Origin of the sequence: Leifsonia sp. NPDC058292, from assembly GCF_042880955.1 — a bacterium.
Taxonomy (GTDB): domain Bacteria; phylum Actinomycetota; class Actinomycetes; order Actinomycetales; family Microbacteriaceae; genus Leifsonia.
On sequence record NZ_JBHVYL010000020.1, the window covers coordinates 1 to 12,819 of the forward strand.

Annotated in this window: 11 protein-coding genes and 1 pseudogene; 7 read left to right on the forward strand and 5 right to left on the reverse strand. The window is 68.0% G+C overall.

Going from position 1 to position 12,819, the window contains the following annotated elements; translation table 11 throughout:
• The first annotated feature begins 96 nt into the window (after nt 1-96).
• From ACFVWR_RS12040 to ACFVWR_RS12055, 4 genes are read left to right on the forward strand one after another with little or no spacing between them, the layout of a single operon-like run.
• On the forward strand, nt 97-1,053 hold the full coding sequence (locus tag ACFVWR_RS12040; protein WP_387211934.1) for a carbohydrate ABC transporter permease: 957 nt from the start codon (nt 97-99) through the stop codon (nt 1,051-1,053).
• The gene (locus ACFVWR_RS12045; RefSeq protein ID WP_387211937.1) at nt 1,050-1,949 is read left to right on the forward strand and encodes a carbohydrate ABC transporter permease; all 900 of its coding nucleotides are present in this window, start codon (nt 1,050-1,052) and stop codon (nt 1,947-1,949) included. Before ACFVWR_RS12040 ends, ACFVWR_RS12045 begins: the two co-directional genes overlap by 4 nt.
• On the forward strand, nt 1,946-3,961 hold the full coding sequence (locus ACFVWR_RS12050; protein ID WP_387211940.1) for a beta-galactosidase: 2,016 nt from the start codon (nt 1,946-1,948) through the stop codon (nt 3,959-3,961). The genes ACFVWR_RS12045 and ACFVWR_RS12050 overlap by 4 nt, the downstream gene beginning before the upstream one ends.
• Nucleotides 3,958-6,114, forward strand: a complete 2,157-nt coding sequence (locus ACFVWR_RS12055; protein ID WP_387211943.1) for an alpha-galactosidase — start codon at nt 3,958-3,960, stop codon at nt 6,112-6,114. The genes ACFVWR_RS12050 and ACFVWR_RS12055 overlap by 4 nt, the downstream gene beginning before the upstream one ends.
• Here ACFVWR_RS12055 and ACFVWR_RS12060 read toward each other — a convergent pair.
• Nucleotides 6,111-7,001: a phosphotransferase gene (locus tag ACFVWR_RS12060; RefSeq protein WP_387211946.1), complete on the reverse strand. Its 891-nt coding sequence runs from the start codon at nt 6,999-7,001 to the stop codon at nt 6,111-6,113. The two genes, ACFVWR_RS12055 and ACFVWR_RS12060, sit on opposite strands and share 4 nt — an antisense overlap.
• 145 nt (nt 7,002-7,146) lie before the next feature.
• Between ACFVWR_RS12060 and ACFVWR_RS12065 the strand changes: the two genes are divergently transcribed.
• The gene (locus tag ACFVWR_RS12065) at nt 7,147-8,364 is read left to right on the forward strand and encodes an MFS transporter (protein WP_387211949.1); all 1,218 of its coding nucleotides are present in this window, start codon (nt 7,147-7,149) and stop codon (nt 8,362-8,364) included.
• Here ACFVWR_RS12065 and ACFVWR_RS12070 read toward each other — a convergent pair.
• Nucleotides 8,361-8,792: a helix-turn-helix domain-containing protein gene (locus ACFVWR_RS12070; protein WP_387211952.1), complete on the reverse strand. Its 432-nt coding sequence runs from the start codon at nt 8,790-8,792 to the stop codon at nt 8,361-8,363. The two genes, ACFVWR_RS12065 and ACFVWR_RS12070, sit on opposite strands and share 4 nt — an antisense overlap.
• A gap of 17 nt (nt 8,793-8,809) precedes the next feature.
• A pseudogene (locus tag ACFVWR_RS12075) lies at nt 8,810-9,274 on the reverse strand (cupin domain-containing protein); the annotation flags it as partial.
• Nucleotides 9,275-9,454: 180 nt separating this feature from the next.
• Here ACFVWR_RS12075 and ACFVWR_RS12080 point away from each other — a divergent pair.
• Nucleotides 9,455-10,000 carry a thioesterase family protein gene (locus ACFVWR_RS12080; protein ID WP_387212116.1) on the forward strand — a complete coding sequence of 182 codons (546 nt, stop codon included), beginning with the start codon at nt 9,455-9,457 and terminating at the stop codon, nt 9,998-10,000.
• Between the two features lie 8 nt (nt 10,001-10,008).
• Here ACFVWR_RS12080 and ACFVWR_RS12085 read toward each other — a convergent pair whose 3' ends face one another.
• Nucleotides 10,009-11,379, reverse strand: coding sequence for an FAD-binding oxidoreductase (locus ACFVWR_RS12085; RefSeq protein ID WP_387211955.1), 1,371 nt, complete (start codon nt 11,377-11,379; stop codon nt 10,009-10,011).
• 79 nt (nt 11,380-11,458) lie between these two features.
• Between ACFVWR_RS12085 and ACFVWR_RS12090 the strand changes: the two genes are divergently transcribed.
• Entirely contained in the window at nt 11,459-12,415 is a 957-nt protein-coding gene (locus ACFVWR_RS12090; RefSeq protein ID WP_387211958.1) for a DNA-3-methyladenine glycosylase family protein, read from the forward strand.
• Between the two features lie 34 nt (nt 12,416-12,449).
• Here ACFVWR_RS12090 and ACFVWR_RS12095 read toward each other — a convergent pair whose 3' ends face one another.
• On the reverse strand, nt 12,450-12,809 hold the full coding sequence (locus ACFVWR_RS12095; RefSeq protein ID WP_387211962.1) for a hypothetical protein: 360 nt from the start codon (nt 12,807-12,809) through the stop codon (nt 12,450-12,452).
• Between the last annotated feature and the right edge of the window lie 10 nt (nt 12,810-12,819).

A 12,819-nucleotide genomic window follows, 5' to 3' on the forward strand; every position in this document is an offset into this window, starting at 1 on the left:
ATGACGATGAACGTCTTCTTGGTCACAAACGGTTAGCAGCCATGGTCGGTCTCCCGCGGGGGAGCCCGACCATGACCCGACGTCAGGAACTCAACGATGACCACCACCACGTCCGCGCGGAACCGCGCGGCCCAACCTCAGCGTCGGAAGCAACGAAGCATCCGCCCGCGATTCGCCCCTTATCTCTTCAGCGCGCCGGCGGTGCTGCTCTACATCCTCTTCACGCTGATTCCGGTCGGCTACACGATCTGGATAAGCTTCCGCGCCTACCGGCTCGAAGGGTCCGGCATCGGCGGCCAGCGCGTCGACGTCTTCGCCGGCTTCGACAACTACGCGAGTGTGTTCGCGGACCCGGAGATGGCAGCGGGCTTCCTCCGGCTCGTCATCTACGGAGTCATCGCCGTTCCGCTCACACTCGGACTCGCTCTCCTCTTCGCCCTTCTTCTCGACGTGCCGGCAGTGAAGGCGAAGCGCTTCTCCCGCACGGCGATCTTCGTGCCGTACGCGGTGCCGGGCATCGTCGCCGCGCTGATGTGGGGGTTCATGTACCTTCCGAGCACGAGCCCGTTCTCCTACGTCACCCGATCGCTCGGCTTGGGGTCCATCCCCTTCCTGGAGAATCCCGGGCTTTTCGGCTCCCTCGCCAACATCGCGATCTGGGGAGGCGTGGGATTCAACATGATCATCATCTACACGTCACTGCGCGGGATTCCCGCCGAGCTGTACGAATCCGCCCGTCTCGATGGAGCCAGCGAGGTTCAGATAGCGCTGCAGATCAAGGTGCCGCTCACGCGGCCGGCGCTCATCCTGACTGCCGTGTTCTCGCTGATCGGGGCCCTTCAGCTGTACGGCGAACCGACAACCCTGAAGCCCTTGACCAGCCAGATCACTCAGACCTGGGCGCCCCTGATGACGATCTATCGCGATGCGTTCATGACAGACAACCTTCCCGCTGCCGCCGCGGCATCGACCGTGTTGGCACTGGGCACGCTGATCGTCTCGGCGTTCGTGCTCTGGGTGTCAAATCGCCGCAGGTTCGGAGCTCAGTCATGACGCGCACACTCGAGAACGTTGAAACGGGCCGGCGGGGATCTGCCCCGAGAATCGGCGCGCGGCCGAGTGCGTGGGGCCGGCTCATCCCGACCCTCATCCTGATCCTCGGATCGATCTACTGCCTGATCCCCGTGGCCTGGGTCTTCGTCGCCGCGAGCAAGACGAAGAGCGAACTGTTCACGACGTTCACCTTCGCCCCGGGCGGAGGGCTCTTCACCAACCTGGCCGACCTGTTCGCCTACGGAGACGGTCAGTTCGGTCTGTGGGCAGCCAACTCGGTTCTCTACGCGGGAGTCGGAGCGCTTCTGTCGACATTCGTCTCGACGATGGCGGGCTACGCCCTCGCGAAATACGAGTTCCGCGGCCGGAGCGTGATCTTCTACACGATCCTCGCGGGTGTGCTCATCCCGGGCATCACGCTCGCGATTCCGCAGTACCTGCTGTTGTCGCAGCTGGGGCTGGCGGGCAATCCGCTCTCTGTGCTCTTGCCGTCCATCATCAGCCCGTTCGGAATCTACCTGTCCCGGGTGTATTCCGCCTCGGCGATGCCGCAGGAGACCCTCGAGGCGGCGCGGATCGACGGCGCTTCGGAATGGCGGATCTTCCAGTCCATCGCCCTGCCGCTCTTGGTGCCTGGCATGGTGACCGTCTTCTTGCTTCAGTTCGTGGGGATCTGGAACAACTTCCTGCTTCCCTACGTGATGCTCTCCGACCAGAGCAACTATCCGTTGACCGTCGGACTCTTCACGCTTCTGTCGAAGGGTTCGGGGTCTCCCGCTCTCTACAGCCTCGCCATCACGGGCGCGGCAGTCTCGATCATTCCGCTCGTCGCGCTTGTGCTCTTCCTGCAGCGCTTCTGGAAGCTCGACCTGATATCCGGAGGAATCAAAGGATGACCACGACCCCGAGTCACCGACACTGGCCCACGGAAGGGCTGAGCTTCGGCGGCGACTACAACCCGGAGCAATGGCCTCGCGAGACCTGGCTCGAAGATGTGCGCCTGATGAACGAAGCCGGCGTCAACATCGTCACCCTGGGAGTGTTCAGCTGGGGCACTGTCGAGCTTGAGGAGGGACAGTTCGACTGGAGCGCGACCGACGAGATCATCGAGCTGCTCTGGGCGCACGGTATCGCGATCGACCTGGCCACCCCGACCGCTGCGCCACCCTCGTGGCTGCTCACCAGTCACCCCGAGATCCTTCCTCAAGACAAGGACCTCATCCCGCAGTTTCCCGGTGCGCGGCTCGGCTGGTGCCCCAGTTCGCCCGTGTTCCGCGACAAATCCCTGACGTTCGTCACCGAGCTCGTCAACCGTTACGCGCATCACCCCGCAGTCGCCCTCTGGCATGTCAGCAATGAACTCGGCGGCGGCAACGGACGATGCTACTGCGACGTATCGGCACGCGCTTTCCGGCACTGGCTTGAGAGCAAGTATTCGTCGATCGACGCGCTCAACAGCGCGTGGGGGAGCGACTTCTGGGGCCACCGCTACGGCAATTTCGACCAGGTGCACCCGCCGCGGGGCAACGAAGCGCAGAACCCGGCAGCCATACTCGACTTCGATCGGTTCTCATCCGACGAACTGCTCGGCCAGTTCCTCGCCGAACGTGACGTGATCAAGAGCGTCGATCCGAACGCTCTGGTGACCACGAACTTCATGGTCGGCCCCTCCCAGGACGTCGTGAACTATCCTCGCTGGGCCGAGGTCGTCGATGTCGTCGCGAACGATCACTACACGATTCCGGATGACCCTCACTCCGCCCAGGACATCGCCTTCTCGGGCGACCGCTCGCGAGGGATGTCCGCCGGCCACGGTCCGTGGCTCCTCATGGAGCACTCCGTCAGCGGCGGAACCTGGCATCGAGTCAACCGCTCCAAAGCGCCCCGTGAGCTGATCAGAAACAGCCTGGGCCACATCGCCCGAGGCTCCGACGGCGCCCTCTTCTTCCAGTGGCGCTCGTCTCCTTCGGGTGCGGAGCAATTCTTCTCGGGCATGGTTCCGCATGCCGGCACCGACAGCAAGATCTGGCGCGAGACCAAAGAGCTCGGTGGAATTCTCCAGAAACTCGGGGACGTCGCCGGCTCGAGGGTTGCGCCCGCCGAAGTCGCAATCCTCTTCGACGACGAGGCGGGATGGGCGTTGACCCGCGGCATGAAACCGCGGCACGGGCTCAGCTACGGCGCCGAAGCCAGGAAATGGCATCGCGCACTCTGGGAGAAGAACATCCCCGTCGACATCATCGGCCCCTGGGCCGACCTCACGAGCTACGAACTCGTCATCGTCCCGACCTTGCATCTCGTGGACGACTCGTCCGCGCGCAACATCGAATCGGTCGTGTCGAACGGTGGGACGGTCATCGTCACGTACCTCTCGGGGGTCGTGGACGAGAACGACCGGATTCGGCCCGGCGGCTTTCCCGGGGCGTTCTCCGAGCTCCTCGGGACATCCACCGAGGAGCACTTTCCTCTCCTCGACGGCGAGACGGTGCATCTGGACAACGGGGCCACCGCGACCGAATGGACCGAGCTCATGAGGGAGAGCGCTGACGCCGACGTGATCGCCCGCTACGCATCCGGGCCATTGGCGGGCTACCCGGCCATCACACGCTCGAAAGGGGACGGTGAAGGCGCTGCCTGGTATGTGTCCGCCAGTCTCGACGACGATGGCGTCCGATCGATGATCGACGAGATCACGCAGGATCGACAAATCACCGGGCTCCGAGTGCCGGAGGGCGTCGAGGCGGTCAGACGGCACCATGCAGAGGTCAGCTTCCTCTTTCTGACGAACCACACCAGCGAGCCGCTCAGCGTCGAGGCCGACGGCGTCGAGCTGGTGACGGGAACGACGACGAACGGCACCCTGCTGGTTCCTGCGGGCGAAGTCAGAATCGTCAGGGAAGAATCGTGAAGAGCGTCGCATCGCTGGACCCCGCCGCAACCGCTGCCGAAAGCCTGATCAAGGTCGCCGCAGGCGGAACGGCTGTCATCGTCTCGATCGCGGACGGCGTTCTTCCCTGCGTGCTCCATTGGGGCGCCGATCCCGGCCAGCTCGACGAGAACGATCTCCGGGAACTGAGCATCACCACGCGTCGAGGGGTGTCGTCGAGCGCGCTCGATCAGCCGTGGCCGCTCACCGTTCTGCCCACCGAGACCGACGGATGGGCTGGACGACCCGGATTCGTCGCAGAACAAGGCGACGAGCTGATCGTCGCGGAGTGGGACGACGTCAGCGTCGACGCACATCCATCGGGGCTCAGCTATCGGGCCGCGTCGCGGCAGCTCGCATTCGAGTACACGCTCAGAATCGACGAGGCGGGTCTTGTGCATGTGCACCAGAGTCTGGCCAATCTCAGTGGCGCTCCGATTCGAGTCGACGCCCTCGAAGCGACGATGCCCGTGGGTGGCCACGCCCAGGAGTTGCTCGACTTCACCGGACGATGGATTCGCGAGCGCTCGCCGCAACGGTCGCGGCTTCTGCAAGGCGCGCAGGTACGCGAGAGCCGACGAGGCCGGACCGGCCACGACTCGCCCTACCTGCTCATCCTCGGCACGCCCGGGTTCGACAACGGTCACGGTGAAGTCTGGGCGACGCATCTCGCGTGGAGCGGTGATTCCATCTATCGCCATGACGCGCTACCGGAGAGTGCGACGATCATCGGGGCCGGTGAGCTCCTGCGCCCCGGCGAGATCGTGCTCGAAGCCGGTGAGTCGTATTCGTCGCCGGAGACGCTGTTCGCGTGGTCTGATGCTGGACTCGACGGGCTGTCCCAAACGTTTCACCGGTCGTTGCGTTCACGACCAACGCATCCGGATACGCCGCGCCCTGTCATCCTGAACACCTGGGAAGCCGTGTACTTCGATCACGACGAGACGCGTCTTCAGAACCTCGCCGATGTCGCAGCAGGCATCGGCGTCGAACGGTTCGTTCTCGACGACGGGTGGTTCCACGAACGACGCAGCGACGATGCCGGGCTGGGGGACTGGTTCGTCGACCGCACTGTGTGGCCGCAGGGCTTGCACCCTCTCGTCAACCGCGTGCGGGCGAATGGAATGCAATTCGGTCTGTGGGTGGAACCGGAGATGATCAACCTCGATTCTGACCTGGCGCGAACGCATCCGGACTGGATCTTGGGCCCAACGACGCACCTGCCCCGAGCGTGGCGAAACCAGCAAGCCCTCAACCTGGCGATCCCCGAGGCGTGGGACACGGTCTTCGAGCGGCTATCCGCGCTCGTCGACGAATACTCCATCGACTACCTGAAGTGGGACCAGAACCGCGACCTGCACGAAGCGGTCCCCGCCGGACGAGCCGGGGTGCACGCGCACACCGCGGCCCTCTATCGCCTGCTCGATGCGCTGCGCTCGAAATATCCCCGGCTGGAGATCGAATCCTGCGCATCCGGCGGCGCGCGTGTGGATCTCGGCATCCTGCAGCGCACCGACCGGGTATGGGCGTCGGACACCAACGATCCACTCGAACGACTGAAGATTCAGCGCTGGACCGAACTCCTTCTGCCTCCGGAGCTGATCGGCAGCCACGTCGGGCCGCAACGGGCGCACACGACCGGCCGTCAAGCGGATCTCGGGTTCCGGATGGCCGCAACCGTCTTCTCCTCGCCGGGGCTGGAACTCAACATCGCCGACTGCGCGCCGGAAGAACTGTCCGTGCTCGCGAAATGGATCACGTTCTACAAGCGGCACCGCAAGCTCATCCATACGGGCACTCTCCTGCACGGGGACACCGGCGATTCGGGCACGGAACTCACCGCGGTCATCGGGGATGGTGCGCAGGTCGCGCTGTATCGCTACGCACGATCGGCCACCTCGGAATTCGCGACCCCGCCCCGGCTGCTGTTGCCGGGCCTCGACCCTGACACGCGCTATCGCGTCTCGGTCGTCGAAGGTCTGCCGCTGCCGTCGATGCGCGACGACTCGCCTCCGGTGTGGCTTCAGCGCCGTGAGGCGAGCGGAACGGGTCTCACGCTCGGGAGGGTCGGGCTGGCTGCCCCTCTTCTCAATCCGAGCCAAGCGCTCGTGCTCGAGGCCGTCGCCATCGACTAGCCGAGAACGCGCGCTAGCCCGTCGCGGGCGGCCTGCACGTAGCGGGGAACGAGGTCCGGACGGCGGGCGACCGCCCAGCGTGCCAGGTCCAGGTGCCTCAGCGCGCTCAGGGCGTCGAGGGTCGGCGCTGCTCGGACGGGATCGATTCCGGCGGCATGGGCGAAAGTACGGAAGGCAGCGAGAGGCACGGTGCCGGCGTCGACCGCCCACTGGTAGACCGTCAGCACGTCCGTCCACGGCGCCGGCCCTGTCGTCGCCGCGCCCCAGTCGATCAGCACCGGGGCGCCGGTAGCGGGGATGAGGTTGCGGGGAGCGAGGTCTCCGTGCGCCAAGCCGAACTCGAAGTCGGCACGGTCGAGGGAGGCGAGAAGGCCGGTGAGCCTACCCTGCTCGCTGGGAGGGTAGACGCCGAGCGCCAGAAGGTCGTCGTGCTCGTCGAGGGCGGCGATGTTGTACCGCACATGCTCCGCCCAGGCTCGCGGAAGGTCGCGGCCGAAACGCGAAAACAGCTCTTCCGGTGCATCGTCGCCGATCGGGAGCTGAGCGATCAGGGATGCGTACCGACCCAACCAGCGCCAGTGCTCGATCGGCTCCGCCGACGTCGCCTGGACATACTCGAGAACGAGGAATTCGACCCCCTCGTGAACGCCGCTGCCGAGCACCGCGGGCGACGGGATGCCGGCCGAGCGCGCGGCGCCGTAGCACCACTCCTCGAGAGGGAACTCGTTCGGGCGTGAGTCGTCAGCGGCGAACCGCACGACGGCATCCGCTCGATCGCCACTCACGCGAACGACGACATTCACCACCCCCGGCAGGGTCTCGGCCTGCTGCACGTCGAGCCCGAGCCCGCGCGCGACAGCGAGAGCCCGCGTCTCGTCGGTCGTCACTGGTCCCCTTTCCTCGGGCTGTTCGAATCTACGCCGTGACGGACGACCGCGCGCCGCGCGCCGAGGCGCGGCATCCAGGACGTTCGATCAAGCGGCCAGGACGTTCGGTGAGGCAGTGTAGCGACGCTTCGACCAGGCTGGTGCCATGACCGTCGACACCGCTTCCCTCCACGCGATCGAGAGCGCACCCACCCGCCGGGGCTCTTGGCTGGGCGTCGTCGCCCTGATGATCGGCATCTTCGCCCTCGTCACGAGCGAGTTCCTGCCGGCCAGCCTGCTCTCGCCGATCGCGACCGAGCTCGGAGTGTCCGACGGGACAGCCGGGCAGGCGGTGACGGCGACGGCGCTCATCGGGGTCGTCGCCGGGCCGGGCATCGGGCTGCTGTTCCCGCGGCTGAACCGGCGCTACCTGATGGTCGGGCTCGCACTGCTCGCCGCGCTCTCGAATCTGCTGGTGGCCGTCTCTCCCGAGTTCTGGATGCTGCTCGTGTCCCGGATGCTCCTCGGCGTCGCGATCGCGGGCTACTGGTCGATGGCGCTCGCCGTGACCGCACGGCTGGTACCGGCCGAGCACCTGGGGCGCGCGATGATGATCGTGAACACCGGTGTCTCGATGGCCACGGTCGTCGCGGTGCCGCTCGGCGCGTTCCTCGGCGCGCTGTGGGGATGGCGCGCGGTGTTCCTGTCGGTGGCGACCGTGGCCCTGGTCGCTGCGGTGATCATCTTCGTGTGCCTGCCGCCCGTCGCCGCCGCCAAGGAGGCGGGGGTGCGCTCGCTGATCGACACCCTGCGCTCGCCGGTGATGATCGTCGGGCTGGTCGCCGTCGTGCTCCTGGCTGGCGGTCACTTCGCGGGCTTCACCTACATCCGCCTCGGCTCGGCCGAGATCCCCGACCTCACGGCGGGCGGGCTGGCCCTCCTGCTCGCGATCTACGGCGCGGGCGGCTTCGTCGGCAACCTCGTGGCCGGCATCCTGGCTGATCGCCGGCTGCGGCTCGCGCTGGTGCTGATGCCGGCCATCCTCGGGGTGGCGGTGGCGACGTTCGCGATCCTGCCGGCGATCGTGCCCCTCGCGTTCGTTGCTGTGGGGCTGTGGGGGTTCGCGTTCGGCGGGGTGCCGACTCTGGTGCAGACCTGGTCGGCTCGCGTCGAGCCCGACCGGATGGAGGCAGCAGGCGGTCTCGTCGTCGCCGGATTCCAGATCGCGATCACGCTCGGAGCCGCGCTCGGCGGCCTGCTGGTGGATGGCGCCGGTGTGGAGGCGACGTTCGTCTCCGGTGCTGTCGCAGCGGTGCTGGGCGGCGTGCTTCTCGGCGCCGTCAGCCGGGGCGGTGCGCGCGTGCTGCCGGCGGCTGCCGACTAGCTCTCGAGCTGCAGGGCGCGCGCGGGCTGCAGGGCGCGCCTGGCCTGCGGGCCGCGCCGCCGCCACGACGCGGGGCTCTCGCCCGCATGGCGCCGGAACGCGCGGCTGAACGCGGCATCCGACCCGTAGCCCAGCCGGTGAGCGGCCTCGGCGATGCTCAGGCGCTCGTCGCCGAGCAGTCGCTCCGCCTGCTCCATCCGCAGCGCCGTGAGATAGCGTGACGGCGACTCTCCGACGAGCTCACGGAACCGCTCGGCGAACACCGATCGCGAGGAACGCGCGACCTGTGCGAGGCTCTCGATCGTCCACGCGTCGCCCGGGGCGCTGCGCATCGCCTCGATCGCGCGCGCGATGTGCGGGTCGCGCTGCCCGATGAGCCAGGTCTCGAGCGCACCGCTGTTCTCCGCCCACGACCGCACCGCCGCCACGCGATGAGAGTCGCGAACCGGTCCACGATGACGCTGGAACCCGGTCGTCCGTCGTTGTTGGCGACCGCGCGCACGAGGATCTCCACGAGCTGTGCCATGTCGGGGTCGCGCGTGCTGAAGCCACAGGCGAGGAGCACCTCGGGGAGCGCTCCGGCCAGGGGAGCGGTTTCGCATGCGCTGCACTGCAGCGCCCCGGTGACCACGGTCGCCGGCTCGACGGCGGTCAGCACGTGCGGCGCGACGCCGCTCAGCAGGAGGAAGTCTCCGGCTCGAAGGGTCTGCGTGCCGCCGGCAGCGCGGAGCTCGAGCGACCCGGCGACCACATAGTGGAAGCGCATCGAGCCGCCGGGGGAGATGATCCGCCTCAGAACGGAAAGCTCGATCCGGCTCGCCTCGAGGAGGCGCCACTCCAGCGTGGCCAGGGCGCGTTCCAGGCGGGTGTCCTCCGCGACCGCCATGAGTGTCATGAAGGACGGAACCATCGAACGGATGCGCGCATTCCCGCGCCGCAGGCCGGTGGTCGCGCGGCATCCGGGAATCGTTGAGTGACAACGTCACTGCCATCGCCACAAGCCGCCGCCGATGCGAACGGGATCGTTTTAGAGGGATGCGACAACCGAAGGGCGAAACGGTTGGCGCTTGGCTAGCATGTGCGGGTGCACATGATCTTTCGGACGATGCTTCACGCGGTGATCTCCCGGTTCGGGGCGCGGCTCGGGCACTGGGACGTCGCCTTCACGAAGTTCCGGGTGCTGCCGACCGACCTCGACATCCTCAAACACATGAACAACGGCGTGTACCTGTCGATCGCCGACATCGGGCGCTTCGACATGCTGACGCGCAACGGGGTGTGGGCGATCTTCAAGCAGCGCGGCTGGTATCCCGTGGTGGCGTCGGAGACGATCTCGTTTCGCAGGTCACTCGAACTGTGGCAGCCGTTCGTCGTCGAGTCGCGCCTCCTGGGCTACGACGAGAAGGCCGTGTACGTCGAGCAGCGCTTCACGGTCGACGGCGAGATCTACACACAGGCGTTCATCCGCGGACGGTTTCTGAAGCGCGGCGGCGGGGTCGTCACGATTCAGGAGTTGCTGGATGCCGTCGGCCCCGCGCCGACGGATGTCACCGTTCCCGCCTGGCTGCTGCAGTGGGGTGCGGATGCCGGTCTTCCGTCGACGCGTGCCAAGGCGCCCAGCGTGTGGAGCGATTGAGCGGCGGGTCAGACCGGCCCGAAGGCGAACCGGCGCTCGGGGTCCCAGTCGGCCCGGGCGACAGCCAACCTGTCGAACACCGCGGGCGGCCAAGCGTGCTCGAACGCGGCCTCGTCTGTGAGGCCGGCTGACCAGTTCACGTTCGTGATCGCCGAGATCTTGCCGGCGAGCGCGTCGGCGATGGCCGCCGCCCGGGCCGGTGCGGCCTCGGCGAACGTGGCCGGGTCGGCGGCGAGGGTGGACAGCGAGTAGAGGCTGTCGCGCCCGCCGACGGCGGTGCCGTCGGCGGTGTCGACTTTCGTCGCGCCGCCGAGCTGGCGGATCTCGACGGCGAGGAACGGCGAATCCGTTCCCGGCTTCACGAGCTCGTAGAGCGCCGACCCGTCTCGCTGGTCGAACGAGTCGAGCATGTGCCCTCTGAGCCAGCTCGGTGCGCCGACCTCGGGATCGTTGTGGATGGTCGCGACCGCGGTCGCAGGGATCTCGCCCACGAAATCGAGATAGACGGGAGCCGCCGCGCGCAGCGGGTCGAGCAGGCGTGCACCCTCCGCGGCCTCGCCCGGGTAGGCGAAGCGCACACTGAAGACGAACCGTCCGCGCAGCGGCGGGGGAGGCCCCTCCATGTCGGGCAGGTGCAGGAACACCGCCGAGGTCGTCGCGGTCTCCGGCAGCTGAGCCGACCAGTCGATCCAGGCCCGGAACGCCGCCTCGGCGTCGGGGGCGTCGAAGAAGATGCTGCCGGCGTAGAGGGTGCGCAGCGGCACGAGCTCGAGAGTCATCTCGGTGACGACGCCGAGGCCGCCCTTGCCCCCGCGAAGCGCCCAGAACAGTTCCGGATTGGTGTCGTCGTCGGCCGTCACGATCTCACCGTCGGCGGTGACGACGCGGAAGCCGCGCACCCAGTCGGCCGTGAAGCCGTGACTGCGGGCCAGGGGGCCGAGCCCGCCGCCGAGGCTGTAGCCGACGGCGCCCACGCTGGTGGACGACCCCGTGACCGGCGCCAGGCCGTGCTCGGCCGCGGCTGTGATCACCGGGGCCCAGCGGAGGCCGGCCCCGATCTTCGCGAGGCGGGTCGCGGGGTCGATGGTGAGCGAGCCCAGTGCCCTGGTGGAGATGATGAGGCCGCCGGTGATCGGGCTCTCGGAGCCGTGACCGGTGGCCTGGATGTGCACCGCCAGACCGTTCTCCCGCGCGAATCGGAGAGCCTCGACGACGTCGTCGTCAGAGGTGACGGCGACGACGATGTCGGGGTCGTGGACGACGGCCGGGTTGAAGCACGCGACCTCGGCTGCGAGGCCGGCATCGCCTCGCAGGTAGACGTTTCCCGACACTGCTTCGCGCAGGCGCGCGACTGAATCGGCTTCGAATGATGATCCCATGGGGCGACAGTATTGGAGGGGGCCGACATTGGGGAAGAGTGTGTGCTGCCGGTCAGGCGGCGTGACGTAGCATTCGTGCATGACCACCGCCACGCCTGTCGCCGCTTCCGCCGGCGCGCCCGTGGCGAAGACCGTGTACTCGCCGGCCGAGCCGGTGGACATCCGGGCGACGCTCGGAGTGCTCGGGCGCGGCCCGCACGACCCGACGACGCGGTGGGACGATCGAGGGATGTGGCGCACCTTCCGCACGCCGGAGGGGCCGGCGACCCTGCGCATCCTGAACCCCGGTGCGTCCGGCGCTGTCGAGGCCGCTGCCTGGGGCCCCGGCGCGGACTGGGCGATCTCGGCGGTTCCCGCGATGCTGGGCTGCGACGACGACTGGACCGGCCTCGACGTGCGCAGCACACCGCTGCTGCACGAGAGCCGCCGGCGCAACGCCGGGTTGCGCCTGACCCGCACGGGCCGCATGATCGAAGCCCTCATCCCGGCCGTCATCGAGCAGCGCGTGACGAGCCTGGAGGCATACCGGTCGTGGGCGAGACTGCTGCGCTGGTACGGCGAGCCCGCTCCGGGGCCGGCACCCGAGGGAATGCGCGTGGTGCCGACGGTCGAACAGTGGCGCGGCATCCCGTCGTGGGAGTGGCACCGTGCCGGGGTCGATCCCGGTCGCGCGCGCACCGTTCTGTCGGCGATGGCCGTGGCCGGCTCGCTCGAACGGGCGGCGGATGCGGCGGCGACCCTGGTCGAAGCGGCCATGAAGCTGCGCACGGTGACGGGCATCGGCGTCTGGACGGCGGCCGAGACGCTGCAGCGTTCGCACGGAGACCCGGATGCGGTGAGCGTCGGCGACTACCACCTCGCGCACTACGTGGGCGAAGCCCTGATCGGGCAGCGCGTCGACGACGACGGGATGCTCGAGCTGCTCGAACCGTGGACGGGTCACCGCCAGCGCGTCATCCGCCTCGTGCTGGCGAGTGGGCACCGGTTCGAGCGGCACGGCCCGCGCATCACGCTGCAGGAGCACCGCTGGCACTGAGCCGCGACGCCGCGACGCGGCGACGCCCTGACGCTCAGCGCGCTGGGCGGTGCGGGCGCAACTGTTCCGGCAGTGGGAACGGCACGGTGTAGTCGATGTGGGTGGCGGTCATGTCGCCCCAGTCTTCTTTCTTCACGCGGATCGCATCCGTCGACACCTCGGTGATCCGCACCCGCAGCCAGTGGCCGTCGTCGAGGCGCAGCTCGTACGGGTCTGCCAGGTAGCCGATGCCGTGCGCTTCGAGGGTCTCCTCGCCCTCGAGCCAGTCGACCACACCGGTCACCGGTCGCCCGAGCAGGTCGATGGCGACGAAACCGTGCCCTTCGGGGCGCAGCCAGCCCACGAGCTCGCGGTCACCGCGGCGATGTTCGATCCACTCGGAGGGCACAGGCATTCTTCGACCC

What these genes read in the sequence shown, in the direction of transcription:
- ACFVWR_RS12080 (WP_387212116.1), top strand. Translation starts at nt 9,455, where the DNA reads ATGATCTTTCGGACGATGCTTCACGCGGTGATCTCCCGGTTCGGGGCG.
- ACFVWR_RS12065 (WP_387211949.1), top strand. Translation starts at nt 7,147, where the DNA reads ATGACCGTCGACACCGCTTCCCTCCACGCGATCGAGAGCGCACCCACC.
- ACFVWR_RS12040 (WP_387211934.1), top strand. Translation starts at nt 97, where the DNA reads ATGACCACCACCACGTCCGCGCGGAACCGCGCGGCCCAACCTCAGCGT.
- ACFVWR_RS12050 (WP_387211940.1), top strand. Translation starts at nt 1,946, where the DNA reads ATGACCACGACCCCGAGTCACCGACACTGGCCCACGGAAGGGCTGAGC.
- ACFVWR_RS12095 (WP_387211962.1), bottom strand. Translation starts at nt 12,809, where the DNA reads ATGCCTGTGCCCTCCGAGTGGATCGAACATCGCCGCGGTGACCGCGAG.
- ACFVWR_RS12085 (WP_387211955.1), bottom strand. Translation starts at nt 11,379, where the DNA reads ATGGGATCATCATTCGAAGCCGATTCAGTCGCGCGCCTGCGCGAAGCA.
- ACFVWR_RS12090 (WP_387211958.1), top strand. Translation starts at nt 11,459, where the DNA reads ATGACCACCGCCACGCCTGTCGCCGCTTCCGCCGGCGCGCCCGTGGCG.
- ACFVWR_RS12045 (WP_387211937.1), top strand. Translation starts at nt 1,050, where the DNA reads ATGACGCGCACACTCGAGAACGTTGAAACGGGCCGGCGGGGATCTGCC.